Consider the following 16,897-nt stretch of genomic DNA (forward strand, 5'->3'; position numbering starts at 1 on the left):
GTTAAGGGCATGAGAAGCCAGAAAGCTGGAACGGGTTACGAATGCTGTTTGGGGTGAACTCAAGCGTCACACTGTGCCCGTCAACAGTAAATGTTGCCTGGCGGCTCAGGCTGTTGCTGCCAGGGGACTGTTTCGCCCGGTCAAAGAACCGGTTCAGTGCCCATGGGCCGCTGCTTACCAGCGTGGATGTCGTGCCATTGGCGAGCCCCAGTTGCATGCGCACCTGGTTGGTGCCGCCGGTACCCGGCCAGCTCACCAGTTGTACCGCCTGTGGCCCATGGCTGTAACGCAGCAGTTGCCCGTCTACATCCAGCGAAAGGGTCAGAATATCGTTATCCATACGGATGGTGCGTATCGTCACTTTGTAACCCGGTGTGGTTGCACCATTCGAGAAGAAGGCATCGCGAATGTATTGCGCCTGCTGGAATGGCCGCAGGATAGCTTCACCGCCTGGCAGGGTTTTGCCATCAATGCCTGGGGTAAACCGCCAGCGCGCCTGGGTGGTATCGACCCGGTTTGTCAGGTTGTCCCGGAAGAAGGCATCCATTAAGCCAGTTCCCGGCGCAAACATGCGCGCCAGGTCATCCGGGGTGATATCCGCATGCGCACTGCGCACCAGCGGGTAGCGCCCGGCAACAGCCTGGCGGCAGAAGCTGCCAATTTCGACATTCAGGCGTTTGCGAATGTTGTCCATGTCGCGGCGCTGGGTATCTGAGCTTGCGCCCACCGCCATGCTGGTAAACATGTTATTGAGGCCACCAGGTAAGCGCCCGGCGCTGGCCTGCAGGCGGCTGATGGCATCGCCACCAGGTGCTGGCATGCCGCTATTTGCGGCGTCCTGCACGGCAGTCAGGTAACGGTACAGGTCATCAATCTGTTTGAGAAAATCATCAAACACGATGGCTTTGCCGCCTTTTTCCAGCGGCTGCGCCAGCTCAATGATTGGCTCATAGTGATCGGTAACTTGTTGTTCCGGTGTTTGTGCTGCGGCAATAGCACCGTTACTGGTTGCGCCAAATAAATTATTCAGTGAACTGCTGTTGTCATCCGCTGCGGCTTTTTTATCTTCCGGCGCATCACTCGCCCGGGAAAGCGTGAGCACTTTGCTCAGGTTCATGACTAACTGGCGTAACGGTGAATTGTTGCTGGATAACACGCGGGCCGTATTAATGCGGTGAGTCAGGTCTGCACTGTTATTCAGCTGGATATCTGCCAGGTAGTTATCCCAGGCCGCCATAAAATCACGCGCATAAAGCTGGCGTACAGCTTCATTAATGGCTTTTTGGTCTTCTTTCTGTGGTGCGCCAAGCACCCAGGCATCGTCTTCGTGTAGCGATGCAGTCACACTGGCGATTTGTTTCTCAAAGTGGTTCCAGTAGCCTTCCGGGGTATACAGGCCTGGTACGCCTTCGGTGATTGGCTTGCCTGTTTTGCGCGAGAACACCAGTTCACTTTGTGGCCCACCCAGGGTTGCCAGCGAGACCGGCTGCAAAGAGTCATCGTGCTCCAGTAAGCGTTTCAGGCGGCCATAAACCCTGACTGACAGCGGGTTTTGGTTAATCAGTTGCTGCTCGCGCTGGATGAGTTCGTCGTCTTTGGCGTAAGGCGAAGACTGAATCTGGCTTTCCAGCAGTTGGGTCAGGTGCCACTCCATTTGGTGCAGTTCATTCTGCGTTACATTGCGCGGCAAATTACGCGACAGGTTGAACATCACCCAGGCATGGAGGAATTTGCCATCGTAATGTTTCGGCTGGTACAGCATCTGGTAGGCTTTCAGCGCTTCATAGCTGTATTCCACATCACTGCCGTTGTCGTTACGTAACCAGGTGGTAATCCGTTGAGCGACTGCCGGCAATACCATTTCCTGCAACGCTTTTTGGTACAACGACTGGGTGGCATCGCTGACTTCGTTACCGCGATACAACCCCATACGCCAGGTGATGCCCGGCGAGTTAATATCTACAGCATCGCTTTTCGGCAGGTTCTGCAGGCTGTTGAGGAATGGCAGGAGATCGAACAAATCGCTGCTGTCGCTGGTTTGTAACGCTTTACTCTGCGCCTGAACCCCTGGTACTTTCGCCTGCACCTCGGCCAAATAGCCTTTGTTGTTGCCGTAACTGGTGAGCCATAACCCGGCAAGTACCACCAGCACGGCAGCCAGGGCAGCATAGCCCGACCAGATAACCGCCCGGTTACGAATAGCCCACCAGCGGTTTTGCCCGGCAATCCCGGCTTCCTGGAAAATCACCCGTTGCAGCAGGTTTTTAATAAAGTAACTCTGGCCTTTGTTGCCAGGTATTGGCGCTTCTTTGCTGACACTGTCCCAGGCATCATTGGTCTGTTTCTTGTCGCCGCCGCCGTTATCCTGCGGTAAGTTCAGGGCGCGTGCCAGGTCACCCATTACGCGGTCAAAAGGCAGGCCTTCCTGAGTACCACTGGCAAAGTAAATGCCGCGCGGAGAAAATTCGGTTTCGAAGTTGGAGCGGGCAAAAACGGTGCTCAGGTAATCAGCCAGCAGTGGGCGCAGTGCCGCAAACTCCTGCGGGAACAGGTAGCTTTCCGCGCGGGTTTGCGGGTCGCTTTCCTGTAGCATGATGTCGGGCAGCCCGGCATCAAGGCGTTGTTGCAACAGCGCATATTCTTGAGTAAATGCGCCCATCAGGTCGAAACTGGCCAGGCTTGATTGCGACCAGGGGAAGGTGAATCCCCAGATTTGCTCACGCTGGGCTTTATCCAGCCCGGCGAAATAGGCACTGAACCCTTTAAGTAAATCCGCTTTGGTGACCATGACATACACCGGGAAGCGAATACCCAGTTGCTCATGGAGCTCTGCCAGGCGCTGGCGCAGGTTGGTTGCCTGCTGTTGCATCGCTTCCGGCGACAGTGTCAGCAAATCAGAAATACTGATAGTCATGATGACGCCGTTGATAGGCTGGCGGCCACGGTATTTACGCAACAGCCCCATAAAACGCTGCCACTCGCTGGCATCCAGCGCTTGCTGGCTTTCGTGGGTTGAATAACGCCCGGCGGTATCCAGCAGAACGGCTTCGTTGGTAAACCACCAGTCACAGTTACGGGTGCCGCCTATACCGCGCAGCGCCGTTTTCCCGAATTTGTCCGCCAGCGGAAATTGCAGGCCGGAGTTAACCAGCGCCGTGGTTTTCCCGGCACCCGGTGCGCCAATCATGACATACCAGGGCAGTTGGTACAGGTACTGCTGGCTGAAGCGCTGTAGCCACGGGTGACCATGCTGGCTGCGGCTGAAATGCGCTTTTTTCAGGAACTGGGAGGCATCGTTAAAGCGTTCTGCCAGAACCTGTTCTTCATTGGTCAGGCGCTGGCGGTTTTCCGGTGCAGTGGTATCTTCACCGGCCGCATTCTTGTTGATGTTCTCCATCATTTTGCGGTTAAGCCACGCGTTATAAATCCGCGGAATGATATGGCTGTGGATCCACACCAGGTAGATAAGGCCAATACTGATCACCCGGTTTTGCACCGACTCCAGCGGGCGAGTATCCACAATGGAAAACAGGGGGCCAATCATCCAGATAACCGCCGCAAATGCAGTTACCCCAACAAAACCCCATAAAATGCGGTTAGTGAGTATGGAAAGGAGAACTCTCAACATCCTTTAGTTTCCTTGCGCAATGCCGTTCAGCTCAGCCTGGGTGTTTTCCGGCGAGACAAGTAAAGTGATTTCAACACGGCGGTTACGGGCGCGATTTTCTGCTGTGTTATTCGGTGCCACCGGGTTGGTGTCGCCACGCCCTTCCGCTTTCACCCTTTCCGGGCGGGAAAGCTGTTTTTCCAGCATGTCCGTGACTGACTGGGCACGCTCAAGAGACAGTTCGTAATTCGAGGCAAAACGCGCACTGCGAATCGGTACGTTATCGGTGTAACCGACAACCAGAATTTTACCGCTGACGTTGTCCATCGCTTTCGCTACCCGATCAATCACCGGTTTATAGCGGTCGCGCACTACAGTGGAGCCTGAAGCAAACAGGCCATCACCTTTGAGGATTACCACACTACGGTCTGATTCATCGCGTACCGCGACCAGGCCTGCTTTGATTTCCGGGCTCAGGAATGCCCGCAGGTTAAGGACTGGCGGGTGGCGCGGTGCCGGATTTTTAATAGTGACGTCTGGCAATGTGGTCTGGTACACCGCGGCGAGCACCGGGCTGGTGTAATCACCAAGCCGCCAGTTCAGGCCGATATAAAACAGGCAGGCAAGGAACCCGGCCAGGGCTGTACACGCCCATACAGGCACTACCGGGCGCCATAACTTGCGCATCACCGGCTGGTCTTCCGGGTGAACAGAAAGTGGTGAAGCATACTGGCCGCGTACACCACGGATCATCTGCCATAAACGCTGTTTAATGGTTTCCAGTTGCGTGCGGCCGTTGTCCAGCACGCGGTAGCGCCCTTCGAACCCCAGCAACAGGCAGGTGTTGATCATTTCCAGTAAGTTGATGTGCTCACGCGGGTTTTGTGAAAGCCGGGCCAGTAACTGGAAGAACTTTTCACCGCCCCAGGTTTCATTATGAAAAGTAACCAGCAAACCACTGCCTGCCCAAACACTGCGGCTGCCCCAGGGAGTGAGCGACGCGGCTTCATCCAGTGCGGTGCACAAGCAGTAGCGCGCACCAACAATCACTTCATACGCCAGGCCTGATTGCTGGCAACGTACTTCGAAGCGGCGAATTTCGTCTATCAACCGTTGGCGTAATCCTGCCGGGTCGTTGTGTGAAACAGAGTGGCGGATTTGAACAATGGCATTGAGTAAAGGATTGGCTGCCGCCACCAGCGGATTAGCGCTGCTGGCGCCTGCAAACATGGCATCACCGGCTGTGGCTTGAGATTCCTGCATAATTGGCGCGTATCCTTGAATTATTCTGCGTGGCTACGAATAGCCCAAAATTCCATATCCAGCCCGGGGAATTCACCGGCCAGATGCAGCGCAAATGCGCCTGATTTCTCCATCTCTTTCCATAATTCCCCGCCCTTCTCCAGTTGGAAGTAGCTGTAACCGGCGTGCCAGGGAATTTGCGGAGGAGCAACCGGCATTGCGCGCAACACCATGCCGGGTAACTGGAGCTGCACCAGGTCGCGAATTTTGGTGACCGGTGCAATCTTCATTTGTGCCGGGAAATGGGTTTGCAGGGCGTCGCCCGGGACATTGGCCCGCACTGCCAGCACAAAGCCAAACTCTTTCACCATGCTGGTTTCCGGTACGGTGGCAACATTCAGGCCATGAGAACGTTCGTTAAGCGGTAACTGAATCGCGCTTTCTTCCATCACCTGCGACAGCCCCTGGCGTAACAGCAAAATCAGTTTGCTAAAGCACCATGCCAGGTCGTCATGGTCATAAACAGGCAGACCAGCGGCAGGAGCACGTTGCGGCATCCAGGTGGCAAGTTCAGTTGCGAAACCAATCCACTCGCGCCACAGTTGTTCCGGGTGGAGTAATGGCAGGCTGCGCAGGTGTTCAGATAACCCAAGGTGGCGGTTTACTAACGCCAGCAGGCTGAACTCAATCATTTCTGAGGTATTAAACCGGCCAGGTTTACTCAGGCGCTGGCCGATTTGCTGGCTGCGTTGTGCCAGCAGGCCGTGCATGTCTGTCAGGTAAGCAAATAAATGCTCATTATTAATAGCGTTGAGCATTGGGGGAATGTAGCTGTTTTCCAGGCGGACCTGGTTGTCGTTGCGCTTTTCGATAACCTGCGCCACACCAACCGCTGTCCATTCTGCTGTCAGGTCACTTTCCAGCATCAGGCGCAGGCGTAATTTGCCAAACTGGACGGTGGCGCTGCCCACCGCCATGTCGTTGTCGTCGTCCACATCGGCTTCCCAGGCGATATACCGCGCCAGGGAGTCAGATGCTTCACTGAATATCACAGCTTCACGGCCGGAACGGCTTACAGGTAAAGCCAGAACGACACGCGCGTTATTGACGTTATCGCCAATAGCCAGCGGAGCCGGGCCATCTTCCGCCCGGGTGAAAGAGAATGTTGTACCGTCTGGTAACAGGCCCGTTGCGCTGCTCAGCGCCACACAACCCTGGCGCAGTAAAGCTTCGTCAAATTCAATGTGCTGGAAACCCCACATGTACGGACGGGTTTGCATACCCCAGTCGCGTAACTGACTTTTCAGGTAGCTTTCCGCACGTTGAAAATGATGGGGGCGCAGGAACATACCTTCTGTCCACACGACCTTTTCTGCTTTGTTCATACTGCTTTCCTGTTGTAAGACGGGTTATTCGTTAACAACGCGTATGCCATTGATATCCAGGAACAGGTGCGCCTCAAGGGTGTCTGACGACCATTTCCAGAACTTGTAGAAGCTGTCTTCGCTGGGCGCGGGTAACGGCAAGGAGACACGCCATTTTTTACCGTCAAGGGACTGGTATTCAGCCATAATGCCAATAAAGCGGGCATCCGGAGTGCTCTGGCCTGTCAGTTGTTTATTCTGCTGGCCGGGCATCAGGAAGAACTGATCGCTGTTGAGCAGGTTGGCGCCCAGAACGCCCTGAGGGTTGTTTTGTAACGAATAAAAGTCGGCTGACATAAAGTCAGCGTCTGATTTGAGCAAAAAGACCCGGATTTTAAGCGGTGCAGACTGGTTTATCTGCGGGTGCGCCATAAACACCAGGTTGTATTTGGCAGGCACAGTGCGCGATGAAGAAACACAACCTGATAACAGTGCCAGCGCCACCATGAAAAACGCCAGGAGTCCCTGGCGCATCAGACGAGTTTTCATCATGAGGATTCACACGAGAAAGCGGCTTACTGGATTATCCAGGTTCCGCTGTTGGTGTTTTTGCATGCCTGGCTGTTGTTATCAACAGACACACAGTTGGGTTTTTTCGCTGCAGCACGGCGTTTGCGCGGGCGATCTTTACGCAGGGTGGATTCGTACAAATCGCTTTTTACGACAGCACGCAGAGGAACATAACCAATCAGCTCATCTTTACCTTGTTCAGCAACCGCCATCCAGTAATCCTGAACGCGACCGAGAACCTGGTAAGTGCCACCGTTATCCAGATAGCGCACAACGTTACCGCCAAAATCAGGGCGGCTCATTACAGAGGCTTTGTACAGCGCACGGTACTCTTCATTAATCGGGTGGAATTCAGTCGGCGGCGTAATGGCATGACGGTAAGTCAGTTTCACACCGTCAACGGTGCTGCTGACGATAGTGTCATCATTCACTGCAGGTGGATGCTTCACACAACCAGACACACCGAACACAAATAACAGAGCAAGGACGATTCGTAATTTCATCGTATTCTTCCATTGAAAGAGGGAGTGACAAAAGTTTGATGCCGTACCTGAAGCGTTGTATGCACAGGCATGGACGAAAGCGATTGCCTTCACCGTCGCGCATAACGGCAAACCAACCATAAAAAACTTCATGCAGATTGCGGTGACATCACCACGAGTAACCCCGCTAAAAAGCCACAATGCCAGCAAACAATCTGAAGGTATAACGCGTATAAGATTAATCGACCAGCGTATCTGGCACTATACCTTTGCAACATTATTACACAGTGCTGTGATGCTCCGGCGTGAAATAATAAACCACCGAAACAATCTGCAGACACAATCTTAAAGGCAAAGCTACCGCACGAACCTTACTCAATAAGGACCGGGTTACAACATCAGATTTTATTTTCACTGCCACAAAGGCAACACAACAACCAGATGGATATATTCACCCCACCGGTTTTAGCATGGATATATTTTACTTAAGGAGCCAAAAACCCTTGTATGTAATTACAAACTGAGGCGCTGTTTGCTGGAGGCACTGCTGTGTGCTCTACATATGTCCACAAGGGGATTTTGACACGCTTATGCATCAGAAAAGTCATTCAAGCTACTGATATTTATTAAATATCAGTATGAAGTACATTTACATGCACAAAAAATACACATAAAAAAATGTGTAATCAGGTATTAATTTTATAGGCCATACGATATTTTATCACGACCACAAAAATAACCAGGAATAGTCCTAATAGTACGAAGGAATGAGGCCCAAAAAGCCCATACCTACAATATTTAGTAGGCTTTTTTAGTAACTTTTCTACTATGATAGAAATATTGCGAATATATTTCGTATGCGTTTTATCCGAATATATCCTTCCAGTTGAAAGGCAATGTGATATTAATAATGAGCGGGTAAAAGGATTAACCTATAGATCATTTTTTTATGTGATTAAGATCACAGTTCCCCATCACACAGACCCGCAAGGCTGAAATATGTACACAATTCAGACAATCCGCATACTCGGTATTCCAGCCAGTACCCCCCCACAAAGACCTGAACCGCAGTGATACAGAAGATGATTACCCCCGTTACTCTGCCGCTGCCGGGTTTTGCCGAACTCTGTGCAGCCAGCCAGACAGAAGGTTTCGCTATGCTCATGCGCCTTGAACAACACTGGCAGGATGGGAGTAACCGTTTTAATAAGCCAGGTGAAATTCTGCTGGCTGCCTGGTCAGGCAATGAGCTGGCTGGTATTGGGGGCCTCAACCGGTGCCCGTTCGACACACACCCACAGGCAGCAAGATTACGCCATCTTTATATCAGCCAGGCGTTTCGCCGCCAGAAAGTGGGCCTCGCTCTGGTTAATGCACTGGAAGCCCACGCGAAGCTTGCCGGATTTCACCACCTCAACACTCATGCGCCTGAAACAGCTTTTGCTTTTTACCAGTCACTGGGGTTTCTTCCCGTAACCGGGCAAGAACGGCTGACGCACCAAAAACACCTCACGCCTGCCACACACCACAACTGGCAACAATAGACTGGCAACAATAGTTGCCAACCCCTGTTTTCAGCCAAATACGCCCGAAAATTAAGAATTACCCGCGCCGAATAGAGGCATGAATATTTTCATGGTAGATTCCTCGACAAATTAAGCATCATGAAGAATCATAACCTGCAATTACAGAATAATTATCTAACCAATTTCCATGAAAACGCTTACGCACAAACCGCAGTTAATACTGCTTATTTTGCTGACAGGTGTCGGCCAGATGGCGCAAACCATTTATATTCCGGCAATGAGTAACATGGCGGCCAGCTTCCAGGTTCGGGAGGGCGCTATCCAAAGTGTCATGGCTGCGTACCTGCTGACTTACGGTCTTTCGCAACTATTTTATGGCCCAATATCAGACCGGACAGGGCGCCGCCCGGTAATTCTGGTGGGTATGAGCGTATTTATGCTGGCCACTCTCATTGCGGCAACAACCCCACACTTTTTGCTACTGGTGCTGGCAAGCGGGTTGCAGGGAATGGGCACCGGTGTGGCGGGAGTGATGGCCCGAACCATGCCGCGTGATTTATATGAAGGGCAGTCTTTACGCAAAGCTAACAGCCTGTTAAACATGGGCATTCTGGTTAGTCCGCTATTGGCACCGTTACTGGGTGGTGTGCTTAATACTTTTGCCGGGTGGCGTGCCTGTTTTCTTTTTCTGCTGCTGCTGTGCCTGGCGGTTACCCTGTGTATTGCGCGTTTTATGCCAGAAACCCGCCCTCTGGCGGCACACCCTTCGTCGTTGCTGCGCAATTACCAGACCTTATTCAGCCAGCGCGCATTCTGTTGCTACCTGCTGATGCTGGTTGGTGGTCTGGCTGGTATTGCGGTGTTTGAAGCTTGTGCTGGTGTGCTGATGGGCAGTGTGCTTGGGCTTAATAGTATTACTGTCAGTATTCTGTTCATTCTGCCCATTCCCGCCGCCTTTTTTGGTGCCTGGTATGCAGGCCGGGCAGGAAAGCGGTTTGCTACGTTAATGTGGCAGGCCGTGCTCAGTTGCCTGGGTGCGGGTTTGCTGATGTGGCTCCCCGGCTGGGCCGGAATAATGAATATCTGGACACTGCTGGTACCTGCCGCACTGTTTTTCTTCGGCGCAGGGATGGTTTTCCCGTTAGCCACCAGTGGCGCTATGGAGCCCTTTCCGTTTTTGGCAGGTACTGCCGGGGCGCTGGTAGGTGGGTTACAAAATATGGGCGCAGGTTCAATGGCCTGGCTCTCGGCGCTGTTACCGCAAACCAGCCAGAGCAGTGCTGGTATGTTGATGACCGCGATGGGCCTGGTGATGCTGGGTTGCTGGTTACCCCTGGCTTTGCGCCAGCAACACCGCCACCAGCAACCGGTTTAAGCTCAGTGATGGTGTGCTTTGGTTTTCCCGGGTGTTTTCACTTCTGCGGGTGGGCACTCGGGTTTTATCATTGCCTGGAGTAATGCGGCAGTCGCTGGCCGCCACGCGCCTTCTTCCCCATCGTAAAACAGGTTATCAACATTGAGCGCATAGGGAATGTGTGCCTGCTGGAGCTCACATGCCATAAAAGTCGCGAAAGCGATTTGGGAAGGCTGAACCGGGTTTTTCAATGTTGCCCCAGCAGACCAGCCACCAAGCCAGGAGGCATGCCCGGTTTTTTGCTGCCAGTGCAGCGCAACGTTGATTCGGTTACGAATTGCAGCTTTTTCCGCAGCAGTTCCTGTGGTCCACGGGTATTTATTACCCACTTTAACCGGGCCCCAGGGGAAAATATGCCATTCGGCCAGCACATGGCCGTTACTTTGGGAAGGCCACTTGAGGTTGACCAGGTCTTCCGGGGTGGCGCGCTGGCGTGGCGCAATAAACACCATGCGTTGCGGGTCTGTATGGTGAATATCCCGCACGACTTTTTCATACAGGCGGTTTAGTGCCTGCTGGTCATGATTCAGTTTTTCACCGGGTTCATAAATGATATCGAACCCCAGTTCTGGGTGTGTGTTGCCAAAATAACGGCTGGCGGTATTCCACCAGGCAATAACTTTGGCTTCATTACTGTTGCTGGGGTCGTTTTTGAATTCATCTGCCTGGTAAGCAATGATGGGTATCACGCCGTATTGTTCGCAGGCCTCTACAATTTTACGCAAATGGAGCAGGTGCTGTTCAGTTGCGTCATCTGCCACCCGAATACGCACATGCCCCAGGCCACGCTGCTGGTAGTCGCGCACCACCAGCGGGTCAAACTCACGAATGCCTTGTTCGGTTCTTGCCCAGTCAACATCCATACCCGTACCCAATGCCGCCGCATATTGCCGGGCAGTAAACCCTTCCGGCAAGGGAGAAGGCGCCGGTGTAGCAACCGGTGCAGGCACAGCCGAAGGCAATGCCTCCGTTATTGGCGCGGTGGCGGGCAATGATGTGGCACAAGCCATTACACTGACTGACCCTGTCATAAACGCGATGAAAGTCTTCAAGGCACTGACCTTCCGGCAATTGATATCAGAAATATATGTATTTATTTAGCATGCTTTGGGGAAGTATGTGCATAAATAAAATCGTTACTCTGGCGGCCCAAGATGTAACCAAATTTGGTGAATATGCACAGCAGCAAATAATAATGCCAGCCCGAGAACCCCCAACGCAATCATACATTTGCCACGAACAGTTTGCGCGCCAAGTAAATCCTGACGGGCGATGTCCATAAGCTGGCGTTGCCGGGCCCAGGCGTAAACCACGCCAACCAGGACAGCCAGCACTAACAACGACACCCAAAATAACGGGCCTGCCCGGTGCCAACTGTGGCGTAATGCCAGTGCCAGCAAAGCACCGTACCCCAGTAATGTGCGATACCAGGCAAGCGCGGTGCGCTCCGGTTGCAGCCCCGGGTCTTGTTCACGGCGCTGGCGGCGTGAAGATTCAGGCATAAACCATCATCACCATTGCGATGACCACCACCGCGACCATCACCAGGCTTATCAACTTCAGGCTGCCGGTGTAGGGCAGGTCTTGCTTCAGGCGCATCGCTTTTTCATTGCGTAACCAGCGTATATAGCTGTAGACCGCAAGGCCACCGGCAAACAGGCACAGAAACAGCGACAAGATTTCACGAACCAGAGGGGTAGCCAGGTCGGGAGCCAGTTGGTCCAGCCCGACACCAGCAGCAAGGAAACCTAAGGCGGTACGGATCCAGGCAAGAAAGGTGCGCTCATTCGCCAGAGAAAAACGGTAGTCAGGCGCTTCGCCCAGTTGGGTGATTTTCATTGTGCTTCTTGTGCTCCTGATGCATTTGCAGAGTGAGGCCCGGCCATCCGCTTATATCAACATGTTATGGCCAGGAAATCACCAGGCAAAATGCTCCGGCAAGCCGGGCTCTTTCAGGAAACGCCCCACAGCAGAATTGCCAGTAATTGTGGCGTGATAATACGCAAGAACATTACCAGTGGGTAAACCGTGGCATACGAGAGCGCGGCAGCTCCGCTGGTAGTGTGAAGATTATTGGCAAAAGCCAGCGCTGGCGGGTCTGTCATGGAGCCGGCCAGCATCCCGCAAATTGTCAGGTAGTTCATTTTTGCCAGCAACCGCGCCGTAAAACCCACAACCAGTAGCGGAATGGCAGTGATTAGAATGCCGTACCCCATCCATAACACACCATCTCCCTGGGTCAGAGTGGCGACAAAGCCACTACCGGATTTTAGCCCGACAACAGCCAAAAACAGCACAATACCCAGTTCCCGCAGCGCCTGGTTGGCACTGGGGGGCATAAACCAGTAGAGCGTGCCAATACTGCCGATTCGGCCAAGGATCAGCGCCATAATTAGTGGGCCGCCAGCTAACCCGAGGCGCAGAGCCACCGGGAAGCCTGGAATAAACAACGGGATTGACCCCAGCAACACGCCCAGAGCAATACCAATAAACACGGGCAACATTTGCACCTGCTGGAGTTTTTGTTGCGCATTGCCCAGTAACGCGGCAACGGCGTCAATATCCACCTGGCGCCCAACCAGGTTGAGAATATCACCGAACTGCAGGCTGGAGTGGCTGCTGGCGACCAGCTCAACCCCGGCACGGTTCAGGCGGGATATCACTACGTCATACTTCGTTTTTATGCCCAGGTCGCGGATTTTTTTCCCCAACACTTTTTCATTGGTCACGACAACCCGTTCTACCCGCAAGTCTGTGCCGGTGGTGGAAAGCCCGGCATCAACTTGCTGGCCTATCACCAGTTGCGCACTGTGCAGGTCTTCCTGGCTGCCAACCAGGTACAACAAGTCTCCGCGCTCAATTAATGTGGAAGAGGAGGGCACCATCAGCGTGTCGCCGCGTTTTAACCGGGAACAGACAATGCTGTCGCCATTAAGTAGTGGGATATCCTCGAGTGCCAGATTATGGAGGTTAGGGTTCTCCACCTGAACGTTAATGGCGCTCAACTGCTGGGCCTGGCCGTTAACTTTCTGGAAGCGTGCAGCTTCACGGTTGACGTTAATGCGCAGTACTACGCGTAACAACCACATACTGAACAAAATGCCGCAGATACCAAAAGGGTACGCCATGGCATAGCTCATGCCCATTTCGTTACGCAGCGCCGCCGGGACACCCAGGTCAGTAAGAATTTGCTGCCCGGCACCCAGTGCCGGTGTGTTGGTCACGGCACCCGAGAAAATCCCCAGCACCACGGGCAGAGGGATATCAAACAGCCAATACAGTAATGCGGTCACCAGCCCACCCAGCACCACAATCAACACGGCAAACAGGTTCAGCCTTAAGCCGGAAACCCGCAAAGAAGAGAAGAAACCGGGGCCCACCTGAATACCGATGGTGTAGACAAACAGAATCAGGCCAAACTCCTGAACAAAGTGCAGGATATCGCTGTTGATATGTATACCGGCCATATACAAAAAATGCCCGACAATAATCCCGCCGAACAACACACCACCGACGCCAAAACCAATACCACGGATGCGAATATTGCCAATCCACAGACCAACGATGGCAACCAGTGCCAGTATGCTGACAGTCAGCGCGATGTCACTCATCATTCAGCTCCTGTTTCTGCGTTGGTTTGATTGTGGCAGAGCGTTACAAATATAACTGCCTGATAGCGCACAAAAGACCATGTATTACTCATGGTTAAGTACAATACTTACCGGCAAAAAACAGGCAAAAAAAAAGCCGCACCGGGTTACCGATGCGGCTGGGGATGCAAGTGCCAAAATTAGCTGTTGAGTGCCGGGCGCTCGCTAATGGCGATACGCTGCGGTGCCAGGGCTTCAGGTACTTCACGGGTTAAATCAATATGCAGCAACCCATTGTTGAAGGTTGCGCCAGATACCTGAATATGGTCGGCCAGGGTAAAACTTAAACTAAACGGCTCTGTTGCCAGGCCATGGTGCAACCAGGTGGTTTCATGTTCGGGTTTTACCGGCGTACCTTTAATGGAAAGCCGTGGCCCTTCAAGCTGAATATCCAGGTCTTCCTGGCGGAAACCGGCCAGTGCCAGTGTGATGCGGTAATGGTTATCGTCCGCTTTTTCAATGTTATAGGGAGGGAATGACTGAGCTTCGCTGCTGTTCAGCATGGCGTTAGCCAGTTTGTCAAAACCGATCCACTGACGGAATAAGGGGGAAAAATCGTAATTACGCATAAATAATCTCCTTCTTTGAAGCGAGTTGATACTGCCGGTATACGTAACCGGCCTGTGCTCCCTGACGGCAAGCACGTAACAGGCTGCACCACCCACAGCGGCGCAGCACAAACAGAATTAGTTAATGGCGATGCGACGCGGTTTGTTGGCTTCGGGAATAACGCGTTCCAGTTCGATATACAGCAAGCCATTCACCAGGTTAGCCCCTTTAACGTGAATGTTGTCAGCCAGTTGGAATTTGCGCTCGAAGTTGCGTTCGGCAATGCCCTGGTACAGATAGGTGCGTTCTTTTTCTTCCGCTGCGTGTGCGCCTTTCACTACCAGCAGGTTGTCCTGCGCAGTGATATCCAGTTCGCTCTCAGCAAAACCGGCAACGGCAATCGCAATGCGGTAGTGGTTTTCATCAACCAGTTCAACGTTGTACGGAGGGTAACCCCCATTGCTTTGAGTCTGGCTATTTTCCAGGTGGTTAAACAGGCGGTCAAAACCAATGGCAGAACGGTAAAGTGGGGAGAAGTCAAAATTACGCATCGTTAATAGCTCCTGAAATCAGCGAGAATGTTTTATGGCCTTCCTGTTGGACAGACCGCAGAACCCGGATACCCATCTGGCCTATCCGTTTTTGGCTCTGAATATAAGATGGTGACAGCCTCGTTGTTTTCAAGTGTGCAAATTGCACTTTTTTTGCACTTTATTACACTTCGCGTAGACTAAACAAAAATCATGTAGCACCTGGCGCAAATGAATGTGTCTTTTGCATGGAAGCAGGTGCGTTATGGACTGAGCGACCGCGGTTTGCTTCTGCCGTGTCAGAAGCTTCAGCTACAATGACGATAACACAATGAAATTACGACAATTACAGCACTTATTTTTAGGGAGTGGGCTGGTCGCTTTGTGCGGCTGTTCCAGTATGATGACGCATACCGGTGGCCAGGAAGGGTATTACCCCGGCACCCGGGCAAGTTATGAGTTACTGAAGGATGACGATACCAGTTGGGGGATTAAGCCGTTTGTGGCACTGGATATGCCATTCACGGCAGTGGCAGACACACTGTTGATTCCCTGGGATGCGTTTCACACCCATGATTCTGTCCGTGCGCGGGTAGAAAAAAGTGAGCAGAAAAACCTCGCAACCAATTCGGTTATCCCCCCCGCGGCGCCCTGATGTTATTGCCGGGTAACGTTACCCGGCAGAGTTTCAGCAGCCGGTCTGGCAGATATATATTTGCCGGAAGCCTTGTTTATCGGGCTGCATCCAGGCAATAAACTGCCCGTCAGGCGAGAAGACAACTGCATCACCGGAAATTTCTTCTTGCGGTGCGGTAAGTTCACGTATTTTCCCCTCCGGATAGCTGCACATCACGATTTTTCGCTCACAGATAAAGCCCAGCCATTTGCCTGTTGGGTGCCAGTTAATCGCCGACTGTACATCATACTCAAGGCGGGTTAACTGCCGGCATTCGCCCCCGTTGGGTGAAACCAGCCAAACCTGAACCACGCCGTTATTATCTCGCATCAGAAAAGCGATATTTTCGCCATCCGGGCTGGCACGCACCCAATGGCGCGGCTGGTTCACAAGACCTGGCCAGGCACGCTGATGCGTGTGCGTCAGGCGTTTTTGGGAAACGCTGGCTGGTGGTGCAGGCATGGTTTCGGGGGTACCAGCCAGGGGGGCGTCGCCCGGTGTTTTCCAGGCGTCTTCGTTATCGGGTAAGTCGGCAATAAATAGTTCAGGTACGGTTTCGCCCTGCGCTGAACGGGTGTCGCCAATAAAGGCCAGGGCATAACGCTGGCGTTCACCGTTGGGCTTCAGGTAGCCCTGGCTGCCCACCCAGCCCTCTTCATAGGCCCGGTTAATGTCATCGCTTCCTGGTTGAGGCTCCGGTGTGGTACGCGAAACCAGCGTACACCAGTGACTACCTGCATATTCCCGCGAATGGCGCAGCGATGGGTTTACCGGGCCGAAAGGCACTGCGACACCAACATTACGCAAATCCAGCGCCGGATCCCGCTCGTGGAGCACATGGTCGTTATAAGTAAAGCTCAGGTATTGCCCGTCCGGGCTCCAGACATGCACATGGCTGCCGCCACGCAGTGCGCCGGGGAAATAAGGCGCGGTAATGGAAAGGGCATCCAGGTTAGCCGCCTGGCCGCCACAGACCGTTACACCACGCCGGTGATGAAAACTATACTGCCAGTTTTCATCCGGGTTTTCCGGGCCATGAATAAATACGTAGCGCTCAGGCAGTTGCGGGTTCACCGTAATAACCCCCACATGAGCACCCTGCTGCGCTCGCCAGATAACTTCGGTAACACCAGAGTGAATATGGGTGCGCTCTACGGTTTCACTGGTAAATGATGCGCCAGACGGGCGAACATCAAACACCAGCCACTGGCTGTCTGGCGTCCATGTATTGATATTGGTCAGTTGGTGGTGACGGGGTGAGAAAGTGACTTGTTTCACGGGATTACC

The 16,897-nt window shown here is 53.0% G+C and carries 14 protein-coding genes and 1 pseudogene; 3 read left to right on the plus strand and 12 right to left on the minus strand.

Annotated elements, in window-relative coordinates; translation table 11 throughout:
* Window position 1: 1 nt before the first annotated feature.
* From tssM to DES37_RS21080, 5 genes are read right to left on the minus strand one after another with little or no spacing between them, the layout of a single operon-like run.
* Complete coding sequence (gene tssM / locus DES37_RS21060; protein WP_110027766.1) at window positions 2–3,628, minus strand: type VI secretion system membrane subunit TssM; 3,627 nt, start codon at window positions 3,626–3,628, stop codon at window positions 2–4.
* 3 nt (window positions 3,629–3,631) lie between these two features.
* On the minus strand, window positions 3,632–4,870 hold the full coding sequence (locus tag DES37_RS21065; protein WP_110027768.1) for a DotU family type VI secretion system protein: 1,239 nt from the start codon (window positions 4,868–4,870) through the stop codon (window positions 3,632–3,634).
* 20 nt (window positions 4,871–4,890) lie between these two features.
* Window positions 4,891–6,234, minus strand: a complete 1,344-nt coding sequence (gene tssK / locus DES37_RS21070) for a type VI secretion system baseplate subunit TssK (protein ID WP_036113889.1) — start codon at window positions 6,232–6,234, stop codon at window positions 4,891–4,893.
* A 24-nt stretch (window positions 6,235–6,258) separates the two neighbouring features.
* Complete coding sequence (tssJ, locus tag DES37_RS21075) at window positions 6,259–6,762, minus strand: type VI secretion system lipoprotein TssJ (protein WP_082917870.1); 504 nt, start codon at window positions 6,760–6,762, stop codon at window positions 6,259–6,261.
* A 26-nt stretch (window positions 6,763–6,788) separates the two neighbouring features.
* Complete coding sequence (locus tag DES37_RS21080) at window positions 6,789–7,286, minus strand: hypothetical protein (RefSeq protein ID WP_110027769.1); 498 nt, start codon at window positions 7,284–7,286, stop codon at window positions 6,789–6,791.
* A gap of 1,061 nt (window positions 7,287–8,347) precedes the next feature.
* Between DES37_RS21080 and DES37_RS21085 the strand changes: the two genes are divergently transcribed.
* Together DES37_RS21085 and emrD are read left to right on the plus strand one after the other, a co-directional pair.
* Entirely contained in the window at window positions 8,348–8,809 is a 462-nt protein-coding gene (locus DES37_RS21085; protein WP_110027771.1) for a GNAT family N-acetyltransferase, read from the plus strand.
* Window positions 8,810–8,978: 169 nt separating this feature from the next.
* Window positions 8,979–10,166: a multidrug efflux MFS transporter EmrD gene (emrD, locus tag DES37_RS21090; protein WP_110027773.1), complete on the plus strand. Its 1,188-nt coding sequence runs from the start codon at window positions 8,979–8,981 to the stop codon at window positions 10,164–10,166.
* Window positions 10,167–10,186: 20 nt separating this feature from the next.
* Here the strand turns inward: emrD and DES37_RS21095 are convergent.
* The 6 genes and pseudogenes from DES37_RS21095 to ibpA form a co-directional block, all read right to left on the minus strand.
* Window positions 10,187–11,215 (minus strand): annotated as a pseudogene (locus DES37_RS21095) (cellulase family glycosylhydrolase); the annotation flags it as partial.
* Between the two features lie 126 nt (window positions 11,216–11,341).
* Window positions 11,342–11,707 (minus strand): DUF202 domain-containing protein, encoded by a 366-nt coding sequence (locus tag DES37_RS21100; RefSeq protein WP_110027775.1) that lies wholly within the window; start codon window positions 11,705–11,707, stop codon window positions 11,342–11,344.
* Window positions 11,700–12,044, minus strand: coding sequence for a YidH family protein (locus tag DES37_RS21105; RefSeq protein WP_036113910.1), 345 nt, complete (start codon window positions 12,042–12,044; stop codon window positions 11,700–11,702). Before DES37_RS21105 ends, DES37_RS21100 begins: the two co-directional genes overlap by 8 nt.
* A gap of 113 nt (window positions 12,045–12,157) precedes the next feature.
* Entirely contained in the window at window positions 12,158–13,816 is a 1,659-nt protein-coding gene (locus DES37_RS21110; RefSeq protein WP_110027776.1) for a putative transporter, read from the minus strand.
* A 179-nt stretch (window positions 13,817–13,995) separates the two neighbouring features.
* Window positions 13,996–14,424, minus strand: a complete 429-nt coding sequence (gene ibpB / locus DES37_RS21115) for a small heat shock chaperone IbpB (RefSeq protein WP_110027778.1) — start codon at window positions 14,422–14,424, stop codon at window positions 13,996–13,998.
* Between the two features lie 117 nt (window positions 14,425–14,541).
* Window positions 14,542–14,955, minus strand: coding sequence for a small heat shock chaperone IbpA (ibpA, locus tag DES37_RS21120; RefSeq protein WP_036113941.1), 414 nt, complete (start codon window positions 14,953–14,955; stop codon window positions 14,542–14,544).
* Window positions 14,956–15,265: 310 nt separating this feature from the next.
* Between ibpA and DES37_RS21125 the strand changes: the two genes are divergently transcribed.
* Window positions 15,266–15,589 (plus strand): YceK/YidQ family lipoprotein, encoded by a 324-nt coding sequence (locus tag DES37_RS21125; RefSeq protein WP_110027780.1) that lies wholly within the window; start codon window positions 15,266–15,268, stop codon window positions 15,587–15,589.
* A gap of 33 nt (window positions 15,590–15,622) precedes the next feature.
* Here DES37_RS21125 and DES37_RS21130 read toward each other — a convergent pair whose 3' ends face one another.
* The gene (locus DES37_RS21130; RefSeq protein WP_110027781.1) at window positions 15,623–16,888 is read right to left on the minus strand and encodes a YidR family protein; all 1,266 of its coding nucleotides are present in this window, start codon (window positions 16,886–16,888) and stop codon (window positions 15,623–15,625) included.
* Between the last annotated feature and the right edge of the window lie 9 nt (window positions 16,889–16,897).

Source organism: Mangrovibacter plantisponsor (assembly GCF_003182475.1).
In the GTDB taxonomy this organism is placed as follows: Bacteria; Pseudomonadota; Gammaproteobacteria; order Enterobacterales; family Enterobacteriaceae; genus Mangrovibacter; species Mangrovibacter plantisponsor.

Excerpts from the sequence above, each read along its gene's own strand:
- tssM (WP_110027766.1), bottom strand. The coding sequence starts at position 3,628 with ATGTTGAGAGTTCTCCTTTCCATACTCACTAACCGCATTTTATGGGGT.
- DES37_RS21065 (WP_110027768.1), bottom strand. The coding sequence starts at position 4,870 with ATGCAGGAATCTCAAGCCACAGCCGGTGATGCCATGTTTGCAGGCGCC.
- tssK (WP_036113889.1), bottom strand. The coding sequence starts at position 6,234 with ATGAACAAAGCAGAAAAGGTCGTGTGGACAGAAGGTATGTTCCTGCGC.
- tssJ (WP_082917870.1), bottom strand. The coding sequence starts at position 6,762 with ATGAAAACTCGTCTGATGCGCCAGGGACTCCTGGCGTTTTTCATGGTG.
- DES37_RS21080 (WP_110027769.1), bottom strand. The coding sequence starts at position 7,286 with ATGAAATTACGAATCGTCCTTGCTCTGTTATTTGTGTTCGGTGTGTCT.
- DES37_RS21085 (WP_110027771.1), top strand. The coding sequence starts at position 8,348 with ATGATTACCCCCGTTACTCTGCCGCTGCCGGGTTTTGCCGAACTCTGT.
- emrD (WP_110027773.1), top strand. The coding sequence starts at position 8,979 with ATGAAAACGCTTACGCACAAACCGCAGTTAATACTGCTTATTTTGCTG.
- DES37_RS21100 (WP_110027775.1), bottom strand. The coding sequence starts at position 11,707 with ATGCCTGAATCTTCACGCCGCCAGCGCCGTGAACAAGACCCGGGGCTG.
- DES37_RS21105 (WP_036113910.1), bottom strand. The coding sequence starts at position 12,044 with ATGAAAATCACCCAACTGGGCGAAGCGCCTGACTACCGTTTTTCTCTG.
- DES37_RS21110 (WP_110027776.1), bottom strand. The coding sequence starts at position 13,816 with ATGAGTGACATCGCGCTGACTGTCAGCATACTGGCACTGGTTGCCATC.
- ibpB (WP_110027778.1), bottom strand. The coding sequence starts at position 14,424 with ATGCGTAATTACGATTTTTCCCCCTTATTCCGTCAGTGGATCGGTTTT.
- ibpA (WP_036113941.1), bottom strand. The coding sequence starts at position 14,955 with ATGCGTAATTTTGACTTCTCCCCACTTTACCGTTCTGCCATTGGTTTT.
- DES37_RS21125 (WP_110027780.1), top strand. The coding sequence starts at position 15,266 with ATGAAATTACGACAATTACAGCACTTATTTTTAGGGAGTGGGCTGGTC.